General features: G+C 56.8%; 11 protein-coding genes. 7 read left to right on the top strand and 4 right to left on the bottom strand.

Features of this window, described 5'->3' with window-relative positions:
• Nucleotides 1-333 precede the first annotated feature (333 nt).
• From ACN0VH_RS15905 to eda, 3 genes are read left to right on the top strand one after another with little or no spacing between them, the layout of a single operon-like run.
• Nucleotides 334-1,068 (top strand): FadR/GntR family transcriptional regulator, encoded by a 735-nt coding sequence (locus ACN0VH_RS15905; RefSeq protein ID WP_417701203.1) that lies wholly within the window; start codon nucleotides 334-336, stop codon nucleotides 1,066-1,068.
• Complete coding sequence (locus ACN0VH_RS15900; RefSeq protein WP_278923957.1) at nucleotides 1,065-2,006, top strand: sugar kinase; 942 nt, start codon at nucleotides 1,065-1,067, stop codon at nucleotides 2,004-2,006. Before ACN0VH_RS15905 ends, ACN0VH_RS15900 begins: the two co-directional genes overlap by 4 nt.
• Nucleotides 2,003-2,653 carry a bifunctional 4-hydroxy-2-oxoglutarate aldolase/2-dehydro-3-deoxy-phosphogluconate aldolase gene (gene eda / locus ACN0VH_RS15895; RefSeq protein ID WP_278923958.1) on the top strand — a complete coding sequence of 217 codons (651 nt, stop codon included), beginning with the start codon at nucleotides 2,003-2,005 and terminating at the stop codon, nucleotides 2,651-2,653. The genes ACN0VH_RS15900 and eda overlap by 4 nt, the downstream gene beginning before the upstream one ends.
• 91 nt (nucleotides 2,654-2,744) lie before the next feature.
• Here the strand turns inward: eda and ACN0VH_RS15890 are convergent, their stop codons facing one another.
• The 4 genes from ACN0VH_RS15890 to ACN0VH_RS15875 all read right to left on the bottom strand — a co-directional run bounded on the left by ACN0VH_RS15890 (nucleotide 2,745) and on the right by ACN0VH_RS15875 (nucleotide 9,603).
• Nucleotides 2,745-4,085, bottom strand: coding sequence for an HlyD family type I secretion periplasmic adaptor subunit (locus ACN0VH_RS15890; RefSeq protein ID WP_417701200.1), 1,341 nt, complete (start codon nucleotides 4,083-4,085; stop codon nucleotides 2,745-2,747).
• Entirely contained in the window at nucleotides 4,078-6,132 is a 2,055-nt protein-coding gene (locus ACN0VH_RS15885) for a type I secretion system permease/ATPase (RefSeq protein WP_278923960.1), read from the bottom strand. The genes ACN0VH_RS15890 and ACN0VH_RS15885 overlap by 8 nt, the downstream gene beginning before the upstream one ends.
• Before the next feature lie 18 nt (nucleotides 6,133-6,150).
• Nucleotides 6,151-8,199, bottom strand: a complete 2,049-nt coding sequence (locus tag ACN0VH_RS15880; protein ID WP_417701198.1) for a type I secretion protein ATPase — start codon at nucleotides 8,197-8,199, stop codon at nucleotides 6,151-6,153.
• A gap of 150 nt (nucleotides 8,200-8,349) precedes the next feature.
• Nucleotides 8,350-9,603 carry a hypothetical protein gene (locus ACN0VH_RS15875; RefSeq protein WP_278923962.1) on the bottom strand — a complete coding sequence of 418 codons (1,254 nt, stop codon included), beginning with the start codon at nucleotides 9,601-9,603 and terminating at the stop codon, nucleotides 8,350-8,352.
• Between ACN0VH_RS15875 and ACN0VH_RS15870 the strand changes: the two genes are divergently transcribed.
• From ACN0VH_RS15870 to ACN0VH_RS15855, 4 genes are all read left to right on the top strand, one after another.
• Complete coding sequence (locus ACN0VH_RS15870) at nucleotides 9,595-10,221, top strand: hypothetical protein (protein WP_417701196.1); 627 nt, start codon at nucleotides 9,595-9,597, stop codon at nucleotides 10,219-10,221. The genes ACN0VH_RS15875 and ACN0VH_RS15870 overlap by 9 nt on opposite strands.
• Before the next feature lie 618 nt (nucleotides 10,222-10,839).
• Nucleotides 10,840-11,598, top strand: coding sequence for a response regulator transcription factor (locus ACN0VH_RS15865; RefSeq protein WP_278923964.1), 759 nt, complete (start codon nucleotides 10,840-10,842; stop codon nucleotides 11,596-11,598).
• Nucleotides 11,595-12,095, top strand: a complete 501-nt coding sequence (locus tag ACN0VH_RS15860; protein WP_278923965.1) for a hypothetical protein — start codon at nucleotides 11,595-11,597, stop codon at nucleotides 12,093-12,095. Before ACN0VH_RS15865 ends, ACN0VH_RS15860 begins: the two co-directional genes overlap by 4 nt.
• 604 nt (nucleotides 12,096-12,699) lie before the next feature.
• Nucleotides 12,700-12,945 (top strand): penta-EF hand family protein, encoded by a 246-nt coding sequence (locus tag ACN0VH_RS15855; protein WP_417701193.1) that lies wholly within the window; start codon nucleotides 12,700-12,702, stop codon nucleotides 12,943-12,945.
• Nucleotides 12,946-12,993: the final 48 nt, after the last annotated feature.

Genomic DNA, 12,993 nt, shown 5'->3' with positions numbered 1-12,993 from the left:
CCTATTTGCACCCCTCTTGGCAGCAGTAGTGAAAATCCCTCGGGTGATCCAGAAAGGATTGCGTAAAGGGGCAAGGCCGTAGGCCGTTGCGGACTTTGGCGTGGTGTCAGGCATTGGATCGGATCCACCGGGAGGCACCCGGCTGGACCCCCTGTGCCCCCTGCACCAGTTCTTTGTCGGGGGGGCATCTTGTTCTCCGGCGGCTGTTACTTTGGTTGCTTGGCTGAACAGGGGCAAACATATCTCTTGCCGGGTTGCGTCAACCTGTAATATAGGTATACAGGATTGCAAGGCACAGCCCCCTGCTCTGCCTCCCACGCGTAAGGGATTGCCGTGAGTGATGACTTTGACAACCTGGATCGGCGCCCGCTTTATTCCCGCGTGGCCGACAGCATCCTGTCCATGATTGCCGAGGCTAGGCTTCGCCCAGGCGATAGGCTGCCCTCTGAGGCAGAGCTGGGCGCGCGCGCCGGGGTCAGCCGGGTGGTGATCCGTGGGGCCCTGGCCCATCTGGCGGGGGCCGGGCACATCAAGATTTCCAATGGGCGCAGGGCGCAGGTCAATGCCATCAACCCAGATATTCTGGCCGGTACCTTCAGTCATGGGCTCGCCACCGCGCAGTTTTCAGTTAGCAAGGTGTTGGAACTGCGCCAAGGCATTGAAACCGCTACCGCCGCGCTGGCTGCGACCAACCGTACCGCCGCCCAGGCCGAGGCTCTTGCTGCGCTTTGCGCCCAGATGGAACAGGCGGTGCGCGATCCCGAAGCCTTTGCCGATCTGGACTATCTGTTTCACCTGACCATTGCCGAGGCCACGGATAACCCGCTTTATGTCTATATCGTCACGCCGCTGCGCCGGATCATAAAAGAGTCTATCACCGCAGGGCGGCGCGCCCAGCCGTCGCCCGAGGCGCAAAACCGTATCCTTGAGGATCACCGCCGTATCCAAGAGGCCATTGCCAAGGGCGATGCCGCCGCCGCCAGCGATGCGATGCGCCGCCACTTTGCAGCCGCCAACCAAGCACTGCACCCAGAGGATGCCAACAGCTTTACAGGACCGTCCACATGACCACGCCCCACCGCCGCCCACTGGACATCCTGTGTTTTGGCGAACCGATGTTTGAATTTTCCTGGCTTGAAAAAGATATGATCCGCCCCGGCATTGGCGGTGACGTGTCCAACACCGCCGTGGCGGCGCGCAGGGCCGGGGCCACATCCGGGATGCTGACCCACCTGGGGAGTGACGGCTTTGCCGATCATATTCTCACACTCTACCAGGAGGAAGGCATCGACGCCTCGCGCATTGTGCAAAAGGAGGGGGCGCAGACCGGGCTATACTTCATCGAATACGGCCCGCAGGGGCACCAGTTTTCCTATCGCCGCGCCGGTTCCGCTGCCAGCCAGATTACCCCGGAAGACCTGACCCCGCAGATGTTCGAACAGATAGGTGTGCTGCATCTCAGCGGCATCACCCAGGCGATTTCTGACAGTTCCTGCGCCGCGGCACTTCGGGCCGCAGAACTGGCACGCGCGGCCGGGGCACAGGTGTCTTTTGATACCAATCTGCGGCTGAACCTTTGGTCGGCGCCCCAGGCCTGGCGGGCGTTGCAGCAAATCCTGCCCCTGGTGGATCTGGTTTTTCCGAGCATCGAAGATTGCCAAGCCCTGTTTGGCACCAGCGACACCACCGAGATCTGCGATCGCTTCTTGTCTTTTGGGGTACAGATGGTTGTACTGACGCTGGCTGAAAAGGGCGCGCTGGTGGCAACCCCGCAGGGCCAGCACAGGATCGACGCCTTTCCAGCCGATCTGCGTGATGCAACCGGGGCTGGCGATACCTTCGATGGCGCCTTTCTGGCTGAATATGCCAGAACTGGCGATCCTGTTGCCGCCGGACGGTTTGCCTGCGCGGCGGCCTCTCTTTCTGTCGAAACCAACGGGGCTGTTGCGTCGATCCCCGCCCGAGAGTCAATTCTTGCCCGTCTCAACCAAGGTGATACCCAATGAAATTGAATTCCGAAGCCGCCCGCAGCGTGACCCGCGACATCTGCAATCTGGCACCGATCATGCCGGTGCTTGTGGTGCGTGACGTGGCCCATGCGGCCCCCCTGGCCAAGGCGCTCATCGCCGGAGGTCTGCCTGCGCTGGAGGTCACTTTGCGCACGCCTGCGGCGCTACAGGTGATCGAAGCCATGGCAAAGGTCGAGGGCGGTGTGGTGGGCGCTGGCACCCTGGTCACGCCGCAGGATGTCCGCGATGCCAAGGCGGCTGGCGCTGTTTTTGGCGTCTCGCCCGGTGCCACGGATGCCTTGATCGAGGCCTGCCTGGAGGAAGAACTGCCGTTGCTGCCCGGCGCGGCCACCGCCAGCGAAGCCATGCGCCTGCTTGAACGTGGCTTTACCACCCAGAAGTTTTTCCCCGCCGAAGCCTCTGGCGGTGCGCCCGCGCTCAAGGCGATTGGCGCGCCACTGCCGCAGATCAGTTTCTGCCCAACCGGCGGCGTCAACCTTGCCAATGCCAAGAGCTATCTGGATCTGGCAAATGTTCTCTGTGCGGGGGGCAGTTGGATTGCCCCCGATGCGCTGGTCGCAGCGGCGGATTGGGATCAGGTTGAGGCCCTCGCGCGTGAAGCACGGCAAACACTGTCTGTCTGATCACCCCCGCGCGGGGGGGATGCCGCCATCTTGTGGCCGCGAACCGGGACTGCTGCAGGATAGCGGCGCAGGATTTGGGGGACGGGGTACTTCACTGTTCCCGGAATGCCCTGATCATACTGTCTGCGACAGGTTTCATAAGGTATTGGATGAAGGTCCTGTTCTGGGTTTGAATCATGATCTGGGCAGGCATGCCCGGAGTGGGGGTAAAGCCCCTGACGCGCTGCAATTCGCTGGGGGCCACGGAAATACGCGCCACATAGATTTCTTGTGGCAGCTCTTGCGAGCGGTCCAGAATCGCGTCTGCGGATACGTAATAGACCTTGCCTTCAAGGATTGGCGTTGTGCGTTGGTTCAGGGCGGTCAGCCTGACTGTGGCAGCTTGCCCCTTGCGGACCACGTCAATTTCGGTGCGCGGAATCTGGGCTTCGATGATCAGGGGTTCGCCGGTGGGCAATATTTCCAGAATAGCCTTGCCACTTTCGACGACACCGCCCGGAGTGTGATAGTGCAGGCGAACAACCGTCCCTGAAACCGGCGCAACAATTTCGGTCCGGGTGAGGATGCTTTCGGCTTTGCGGGCCTGTTCGCGAACGCTTTCCAGCTCTGATTGTACCGCTTGCAACTCGTCAAGTGCTGCGCTTTGGGTTTCGTTGATGGTCTGCGAGATCTGCGACTGGTAGCGCTGGGACAGCGAGGCGGTTTCGTCGATTTCGGATTGCAGGCGGCCAATCTGGCCCTGGGCTTCAGCCAAAGCGCGGCGCAGGGTGTTGTATTCCGATTTGCGCACCAACCCCTTTTCCAACAGCACTTCTTTCGCCTGAGAATCTTCTTCCAGAATTTCCAGTTGAGCCTGGGTGGCAGCCAGTTGTTTTTCATAGCCGACCGACCGGCTTTTCAGGGCTTCGATGCTTTGCTCTAGCAGGTTTATTTCATTCTTTAATTGCTGGGTGGCGGCGTCGAACACAATCTGCTGCCCATCAAGCATTGCGACCACATTGTAGTCTGAGCGGAGCTGTTCCAGTCTGGCGGGGTAAACCAGCGTATCCTTGCGATTGTATTCAGCAAGAATACGGCTTTCCATCGCTTCCAATCTGACCTGACGCAAGAACAGCTCGCGTTCGGTTGCAAGGGCAGAGGTTTCATCAAGCAGCACGATTGGCTGTCCTGCGACGACGTTTTCGCCTTCTTCGACAAGAATGGCTTTGATGATGCCGCCTTCGAGGTGCTGAACAATCTTGTTGCTGCCGGTGGCAACAAAGCTGCCCTGAGAAATGACCGCGGCGGCCAAGGGCGCCCTGAAGGCCCAGACCCCAAAGCTGCCAAGCCCAAAAATCATCAGGAACAGACCGAAGGAGACATGCTTTTTGATCGACCGGGGCACATCGTCATACCATTCTGCCGGTTCAGCAAGTGCGATCGGGTTAGGCATTGCCCTGTCCTCCATTGCCTTGTGGCGGTAGCTTGCCAGCGGCGTTTGTGCGTTCCGACAGTTTTTGCAGAACCTGATTGCGTTCGCCAAACAGTGCAATATTGCCATCCGCCAGCAGCATGATCTTGTCGACGACGCTTAGCAGTGATGGTTTTTGGGTGATGACAACCACGGTGATACCGGCCTCGCCCGCGTGGCGGATGGCATTGGCAAGCGCCCGGTCCCCAGAGGTGTCGAGGTTGGAGTTGGGTTCATCCAGAACCAAAAAACGGGGGTTGCCGAAAAAGGCGCGCGCCAGGGCAATACGTTGCTTTTGCCCGCCCGACAGTGGCGAGCCATCGGCAGCGACCATGGTTTCATAGCCATGCGGCAGCGAGGCGATCATATCATGCACATCCGCCAGAAGCGCGGCGCGATGGATGTCTTCGTCGCTGGCACCTTCGCGCATCCGGGCGATGTTGTTCTTGATGGAGCCCGGAAACAATTGCACGTCTTGCGGCAGGTAGCCGATGTTTTCGCCCAGTTGTCGGTCATCCCAATTGCGTAGGTCCATCAGGTCAAGCCTGACGTTGCCTGAGGTCGGCAGAATTGAGCCCACAAGCATTTTCCCCAGTGTTGTCTTGCCGGCGCCAGAGTTGCCGATCACCGCCAATGAATCCCCCGGATTCAGGCTGAACGTCAGACCGTTGAGGATGACCTGTTTCGTGCCTGCCGGGACAAAGAGCAGGCGCTCGACATTCAGACGGCCCTCGGGGCGGGGCAAGCGGAGTTTTTCGTACTTTTGTACCGATGACATCATCAGGTTGCTGACCCGGTCATAGGCCGCGCGGGATTGTGAAAAGCCGTTCCAACCTTCGATCGAGCCTTCGATCGGTGCCAGCGCACGACCGGCAATGATAGAGGCCGCGATGACCATGCCGCCGGTTATCTCCCCTTCGAGCGCCAGATAGGCCCCCCAGCCCAGCATCGCAATCTGGGTGAGCAATCTTGCCCCGCGTGAGACGGCAGCCCAAATGATGTTTCGATCCTGTGCCAGCACCTGGGCGCGCAGCGACGCGGCGGTGTCACGGCCCCACAATGCGACCGCCTCGGGGACCATGGCGAGGGCGTTGATGATCTGGCTGTTGCGCGACATCGAGTCGAGATGCATGTTTGCCCGCGACTGGGCCTGATTTGCCTCTGCAAAGGGTTTGGATGTAGCCCTTTGGTTGATCAACGCAATGAGCATGAGCGTAACCGCCGTCGCAATCACAATCATGCCGAGATGCGGGTGAACGAGGAAAATCGCGGTAATGAACAGGGGGGCGAAGGGGACATCCAAAAACGAGATCAGCGTACCGGATACCAAAAAGGACCTGAGCAATTGCAGGTCGCCCAAGGTCTGATACTGACGGCCGTTGTCTTGCAGAGAGGCATGTGCCGCCGCACTCAGGACTGGGGCGCCCAGCAGGACAGCCACCTCTACGGCCGTGCGCATCAAGACGAAGCGTCGGACAGCATCAAAGATGGATTGCATGATCACCGCACCAGCGATGACAATTGTCAGCATGATCAGCGTGTCGAGCGACCGGCTGGTCAAGACCCTGTCGGAAATCTGGAATAGGTAGATTGGGATCGCCAGCACCAGAAGATTTGTCGCGCAGGTCAACAGCATGACAAAGCCGAGATTGCGGCGCACGACTTTTCGCCCTTGGCGCAGCTTTAGGGCAAATTGTTCCGGGCCACCGCGCTTGTGAAACTGTGGTTTTGCACCACCACCACCGTCGCCACCACCACCACCGCTGTTGGTATTGGCAGGTGGCTTGCCGCCGCCTGGCTTCAGGACTGGTCCGGTATCGGCATCAATCTGAACGCCACCGATCCCCCTGGCGATAGGCTGCTTGGTGTCGATTTTCTCGGGTTTGTTGCATCGTTGTGCGGGCGTCAGCAGTAGTGGCTGTTTTGCTGTAACATTCTGCGCGGTGCCGTTTGCGCCGTTCGTGGTGGTGTTTTGTTGCGTTTTGTTGCGAATGCTTTGGTCAGCTTCGGAAACAGATTTATCTAACATTTTTTGTACTCAATTCTATTATGCTAACATTGTTTGCATCATGTCTGGGTTCCCGCTGTATTCGGGGGCTGTTGCAACGATTTCGGCATCAGACGGTGCCTCGCCGTCCGGGCTCATCATTCCCTCCGCCAGAAATGCGACGGCCTCATTGGCAAGCGCGGGTAACTCTACGCCCAGTGGATCTGCATCCGTGTCGATGAGATTGGCCTGGTAAAGAAGCGCGTCGCTGTAGGCTTCGCCACCGACACGCACTTCAGAATCCACGCCATAGATATTTACGGATGCAGTATTGATCGCGGCATTTGAGCCGGTCACCAGCTCTATCGACGCGCCGGTCTGTGCTTGGAAATTATCAAGTGCCATATGCACCTGGTCGGAATCTCCCATGATATTGGTTTGTTCCAACCAATTGAGGGTCGTGAAATCCCCGGAGATGTACAAAACGGTCAGGATGTCATCGCCTGCAAATGCGTTATCATGGGCGACGCTGTCGTTGATCGTTGTCGCGCCATTCGCAAATGCATTGCTCGCATTCGCAAAATTCGAGGTCATATCCGTGTAGCTGTCGATCCCGGTGGTTGAGATATTCGCGCCGTTGAACAACAGGTTGTCGCCGCCGGAAAAGCCGAAAGGCACATCGCCTGTGAATGTGACGGTGTCATAATCCATCACGACGTTCATCTGGCTGATCTGATTGACCGTGATCATGTTGCCACCGATCATCACCAAATCGTAGCCATATCCGATTTCCATGAAACCGGCCAAGTTCACGATGGTGTTGTCCCCCATCACGATCTGCGTGTTGCTCCCGGTGAACTGGACATCGGCGCGATCATGGTCGGTCATGAAGCTGAACTGGCTGACCCAGTTTGCCATGATAATATCGCCATCAATCCGGGTAACCGCCCAGTTTTGCGGCAGGCCGGTGGGCGCGCCGCCTGTGTCCTCGGCCATGGCTGCGTCGTCTGTGACGGGCTGTGAAGAGATATGCGACATTGTCGCCACGTTGAAGTTGGCAGAGACCGTTGCCCCATCCTGTGCGTTCAACGTGACGTGTTCGAACAGCACATTCACCTGGCTTATCACGTTCAGGTCGACCACATCCCCCATGACCGAAATCACCGGCGCGTCAAGCCAGCCCACGGAAATGGACGCGTCATTCACCATGACGTTGGCACCGGTTACCAAATGGTGCCCGTCATCAATCTCGAACTGTTCGGAAGCGGGCGATGGTCCGTCGAGCCCCTGGAAGGGATCGGTGTTTGCCAGTGCGTCGGGGTCTTCCTCGTCCTCGGGGGCGTCATCGCTCAGCACGACATCGGGGTTTTCCGCCTGGAAGTAGGCCGGCATGATATCGTCCAAAATCGGGGTTTCTTCGACGGTTTCACCATTCACATAGCTGCCGTAGGCATCATCCCCGTGCTGGACGGTTACGGTTTCACCAATGCGGGATGTGCCATCTGTGTCACCCATGCTTTCATGCAGGGCTTTCACGGTGTCGAGGGTGCTTTTGCTAAAGTCCAGCGGCGCGCTGGTTGCAACCACCCCCAGGGCCTGTGCAATCGCATTGATGCTCTGCAAAGTGGTAAGATACTCGGCAGGGTCAACAAAATCCGCCGGTATTTCGTTCATGAAGAGATCGTCATTGTCTTCCATCCAGGCGTTCTGGATCGTAATCGTCACAACGCTGCCCGCAGGCTCCAGCGTTAAGTGAGGCCGATTGAAGCTGAAGGACAGGGAAACCGATCCTGATGCAGCCCATGCCAGTTCGTCTGCGCCCTCTGCCAAAGGATGATAGTAGGGCAGGTGAGTGTTCAGAATATCAGGGCCGTAGAATTGGGGTACCTGTTCCAAATCCGGCGGGGTGTATTCCAGAACGGGGGTAAAGTCCGTGAGTGTGTAGGGGGCCTTGAACGTAACAACAATATTGGTCAGATCATTTGTTTCGGCATCTGCTAATTGGAGCGCTTTGAAGTCGTCATAGGCATCGCGCATGCGTTCCTCTTCTACCGCAATATGGAAGAACCCGATCATGTGGGCGACGATTTCGGTTACTTTGTCAAACATTGTACTGGCCCCAATTTCTGCGATTGAATGGCCGCTCACCTCATAAATTTCTTGGCTTTTTGGCAGACCAATCCCGTCTGCAATTGTGGTTGGATGTTTTGGAACGGAACCGGGCCCAATGTATTGGGCCCGGCTTGGTGTGATTAAGGCCTATGCGCCGTCGCTGTCGTCGCCGATATAGCTGGAGCTGAAGCCCCCGCCGACCACGGTCATGTCGACACTGTTGCCAAGCACGTTGGCACCCATGACGATGCTTTGGTTAAACGCCGTGGTGTCGATCTGCGAGGCTGCCGAAGCAAAGGATTCCCCGGTTACGAACCCGTCGTCACCGTTGTGCGAACCCCACATTCCGGCATCACCGCCAGCACCACCGGCGCCGGTTGTGGCGTTGCCACCATTGCCGCCGGATCCACCGCCAGACTGAACGCCGCCAGCAGTTGCGTGGCCGCCAAATGCGTTGCCGCTATCGCCGCCCCACGAGTGGCCGCCGTAGCCGTCGCCGCCGTCACCAGCCCCAGCGAGGTTGATCCCGCCGTTGCCCTGGGCGTTGCTCAGCGCAGCAGACCATGCGGCGGCATCGCCGCCGTCACCGCCGTTGGCGTTGCCGCCAGCGCCGAAGCCTGCGCCATTACCGCCAGCAGCCGCGAGCGAACCAGCGTCGCCGCCGTTGCCGCTTTCACCCGAACCGGCACCAAGGCCAGCACCAAGTGCATCAGCATCGGCGTTGCCGGTGTCGCCACCGTCAGCCCCGGCCAATCCAAGGCCAAGCAGGCCCAGACCGATGCCAGCCGCACCGGCGTCACCGCCATCGCTGCTGTCCGCACCAGCACCTGCAGCACCGACGCCTACGCCAGCACCGCCGGCATCACCGGTATCGCCGCCTTCGGCATTCGACCCGGCAAGACCAAGTCCCAGACCAAGGCCAGCACCGATGGAAGCAGCATCGCCCCCGTCGTCGCCGTCGGCATCTGCGTCAGAACCGGCACCGCCGATACCAACACCCAGGCCGATTGCAGCGGCACTACCGCCGTTTGCGCCTGTGCCGCCAGCAGCCGCGCTGTTGCCGCCATTGCCGCTTGCACCACCGGTTGCACCAGCAGAGCCACCAATGCCAAAGCCACCCAGGGCAACGCCACCGTTTGCATCGGCATGGCCGCCACCGGATCCGCCATCTGCGTCAGCATCAATGCCGTCTTCGGATTTCGCAAAGCCGCCGTGAGAGGTGTTGGTCTGGTTCATCGTGCCGCTGTTGGACACGTTGCTCAGGTGATCATTGTCTTGCAGGTTGTTGGACTGCGTGTTGATCGTTCCGGCATCGTTGCCTGCACCGTTCAGCGCGTCATTCAACATGTCGTCCAGATCCAGATCATTGCCGGGATTGTAGTCAATGTCGCCATGCGCCATGATGAAATCACCAGCATTGGAATGGTCCAGATCAATGTCAGCAAAGTCATCGTCTGTTGGCTCATAGCCGCTCAGATCGATATCAATGTCGACACCAACGGTGGTTTCGCTGGTATTGGTGTTGGAGTTGTGGTTGCCGTTGGCGTTCAGGTTGGCATTTCCGTTGGCATTTCCGTTGGCATTGCCATTATGGTTGCCATTACCATTGTGATTGCCATTACCGTTATGATTGCCATTGCCGTTATGGTTCCCATTGCCGTTGGCGTTCAGGTTGCCATTACCGTTGCCGTTATGGTTCCCATTACCATTTCCATTGCCGTTCAGGTTGCCATTCCAGCTTTCGCTGGATTGAGATTGGTCCTGATCCTGATCAGAATGCTGACCCTGCGCCTGCAGCTGGGCCTGAAGTTCGGCCTGTGCTTGCGCTTGCGCTTGATCCTGTTCCTGATCCTGGGAGTCATTGTTCCAAGGACCAAACTGGAAGAGGTTGTTTTTCGTACCCATTGTGTTTCTCCGAAAAATGCATCGTCCGGATCGCCACTCATTTCAAAAGCGATCATCGGGGTCTGCGGTTGGATTGTAGGTGATTTTCAGTCCGTGGCGCCGACAGGAACATGAGGTTGAGACATGAAGTCGTCCTGACCTGGCACCAAAAAGTATGATTGTTTTTCGTTTTGCCCCCCCTTTATCTATTTCGATTTTGGAAACGATGGTCGCGGAAATGCCGAACTGGATAATTGTGGTCTGGTTGCCGAACCATCCTTCAGCAGCATTGCGAAACTGGGTTTGAAAAACCAGCCAACCAAAAGGCTTAAGCAGTGGGGTTTCTTGTTACTGATTGTTAATATTTGATTTTTGGAGATGTGCTGAGCCTTCGCAGCACAATGGGCCTGGTCTCTGTGCAGGGGGCGGTAATCCGTTTGAGGAGGAGGACCTAATCCGTTTGATAGAGACGGTTGTGTGTGAAGCGGGGTTTCACTTATTGGTTGCGGTCGGCAAAGAATCGCCAGAAATGCCGATTTCGCTATATAATTATGCTAATTTTATGTTAATGCTTGAGATCCGGGCGCATTGAGAGATTCGTGAGCTATCGCCCGAGACTTTGAAAAAACTGAAGCTAGTTGAGAGTTGTTCTTACAGGGCTGAGCGCAAAATCACCGTATATTGGTTTGATTTTGAAAGTTTTTATTGCCGTTAGATGCAGGCACGATGCGTAGTAAGCAAGTGGAGCATAGGGTGGACGTTGAAGAAAAAATTGATTCGATAACCTGTATTTTCGTAGGGAATTCGCATGATTTCTCGGATCACGCGATTGATCTGGCCACGATCAGTGTAGGATCAGTTAAGTTCAGGCGGCTGGGAAAAATTGAAGACCTGCTATCTCGCAAGTTTGATCGGCCGGATCGGGTGCGATCAATCATTCTAAATCAATCTATGGCACATAGTTTTATTGATGTAATAGATGAGCTGCAAAAACGATTTCCCAATGCAACAACGGCATTGGCCTTCCGACAGCCCGAGCTGGCCCGCATGGTTCTGACGCAGGTGGGCAGGCAACGCCCAACGGGAGGAATCGCGTTTCTGCCGATGAATCGCGATATGGATCGCTGGTTGACGGTGCTGCGGCTTTTGATCTGTGGTGAAAACTTCATTCCAAGTGATTTGTACGATTTTTCTGCCCACAATATGGATGCAAAGCCAATTCACAACGGCTCCGGGGATGGTCATGCCGCGCCCTGCGGGATGCCAGAAGGGAAGAACAACACGCCGACCAATGGAGCATCCGGGGTTCGATTGACCCTGCGCGAAGCAGAGGTCCTGTCCTGTGTGGCGGAGGGCAAGCAAAACAAACTTATCGCAAATCGGTTGGGTTTGTCAGAGCATACGGTAAAATTGCATATCCACCATGTGATCGCCAAGCTTGGCGTGCACAACAGGACAGAGGCGGCGGTTTGGTTCCTTGAAAACCAGGGGGGCGCGCAGGTCACCCAATGAGTGAGGCGGAAAAGCAGCTCAACTTTGACGCCTTCCTCTTGCTTGTCGGCAAGCTGAACTATGTTTGGACCAACACCGAAAGTTTGCTCATTCATTTAATAGCCGGGCTTGCTGGTCTGGATAAAGAAACAGCCACGGTTATTTTCCTGACATTGAACACCACGCGCGCGCGTATCGATCTGGTCGAGCGGCTGTCAAAACTTGACAAAATTGATGCCGTTGAAAGAAGTGCTATTTTGGATTTGACAGGTCGCATTCAGCGGCAGTCGGCATTACGCAACAGATACAATCATTGCATTTATGCATTTGACGCCGAAGGCGGTAATCCACACACAATATTAATGAGAATTGCGGATCGCAAAGATACCCTCAAGATTGGACAATCTAGACCGCTGAATGATGCGGCTGCAGAAGATATCGAGGCGGCGATATCCGAGCTGAAGGAAATTAATAAAAACATTTGGAATACAATTTTGCATTTTGGCTACCCTAGCTAGAAAACAACCCCGCCTGATAATGGTTGGGGTTTAATATTTATCTGCAGGATAATTATCCTTGCTTCAGGTCCACCGCCATATTGCTTGCATTGTTTTCTGTGTGATCGTCACCGAAGATTGATACCTACCCTAACCAACTTGGCACTTTGACCGGGAAGAACCGGCACCTGGCGCTGTATTGCGCTTGTCGCCATCCATGTCTCGCTTCCATGACAGGCATTTGCACCGTGGCATCTAGGTTGAGGCGGGATGACAACGAAGGGCACGGGTATGACCCGGCGGCGACAAAGCTGAGACTGGGGGCAGTGGCGACTCGCAGCCCCTTTGCAGGGCGCCCAATTTGGTCGTCTTGTGCCCAGAACGGGTCTGCATCGGCAAAAAGACGCAGGATCGGGCGGGCTGTGCCGGCGGAAAAACACTCAATCAAAAAGAGCGGCAGTAAAGCGCACACAACACATGGCTGTTTTGGCGGCACGGCGCCGGAAATCCGGCCTTTGCCATCCTGGGCTGGAGGCGCGTAGATGCCGGGCCTACCTCTTGTTCACGGCCCGCAGAGATGAAGGCGCGCCGAAGAAAACACAGAATAATGAATGGAGTGTACAACATGACCAAGATTTCCCTAGCCGCCGTTGCTGTCGCAGCTCTGACCGCATCTCCACTTGCAGCTGAATCTGTCGCTGGCGTGGATGCCGACGGAAATGGCACCTTCTCCCTCGAAGAACTTCAGGTAGCCTATCCAGAGCTTACCGCCGAAGTCTTTGTGCAGATTGATACCAATGCCGATGGCACCGCTGATCTGGACGAAGTGCAGGCGGCCCAGGAAGCAGGTCTTCTGCCGACCGCAGGTTAAGCGGCGCTTTCCTTACAGTTCACCACTCATGAGAACAGCCTGGCCCTG

The organism is Pseudophaeobacter sp. (genome assembly GCF_048267565.1).
Classification (GTDB): Bacteria; Pseudomonadota; Alphaproteobacteria; order Rhodobacterales; family Rhodobacteraceae; genus Pseudophaeobacter; species Pseudophaeobacter profundi.
Note: the sequence above shows the minus strand (reverse complement) of the source record. Positions and strands in the feature narration are given on the sequence as shown.

What these genes read in the sequence shown, in the direction of transcription:
- ACN0VH_RS15900 (WP_278923957.1), top strand. Translation starts at nt 1,065, where the DNA reads ATGACCACGCCCCACCGCCGCCCACTGGACATCCTGTGTTTTGGCGAA.
- eda (WP_278923958.1), top strand. Translation starts at nt 2,003, where the DNA reads ATGAAATTGAATTCCGAAGCCGCCCGCAGCGTGACCCGCGACATCTGC.
- ACN0VH_RS15890 (WP_417701200.1), bottom strand. Translation starts at nt 4,085, where the DNA reads ATGCCTAACCCGATCGCACTTGCTGAACCGGCAGAATGGTATGACGAT.
- ACN0VH_RS15885 (WP_278923960.1), bottom strand. Translation starts at nt 6,132, where the DNA reads ATGTTAGATAAATCTGTTTCCGAAGCTGACCAAAGCATTCGCAACAAA.
- ACN0VH_RS15880 (WP_417701198.1), bottom strand. Translation starts at nt 8,199, where the DNA reads ATGTTTGACAAAGTAACCGAAATCGTCGCCCACATGATCGGGTTCTTC.
- ACN0VH_RS15870 (WP_417701196.1), top strand. Translation starts at nt 9,595, where the DNA reads ATGCGCCATGATGAAATCACCAGCATTGGAATGGTCCAGATCAATGTC.
- ACN0VH_RS15875 (WP_278923962.1), bottom strand. Translation starts at nt 9,603, where the DNA reads ATGGCGCATGGCGACATTGACTACAATCCCGGCAATGATCTGGATCTG.
- ACN0VH_RS15860 (WP_278923965.1), top strand. Translation starts at nt 11,595, where the DNA reads ATGAGTGAGGCGGAAAAGCAGCTCAACTTTGACGCCTTCCTCTTGCTT.
- ACN0VH_RS15855 (WP_417701193.1), top strand. Translation starts at nt 12,700, where the DNA reads ATGACCAAGATTTCCCTAGCCGCCGTTGCTGTCGCAGCTCTGACCGCA.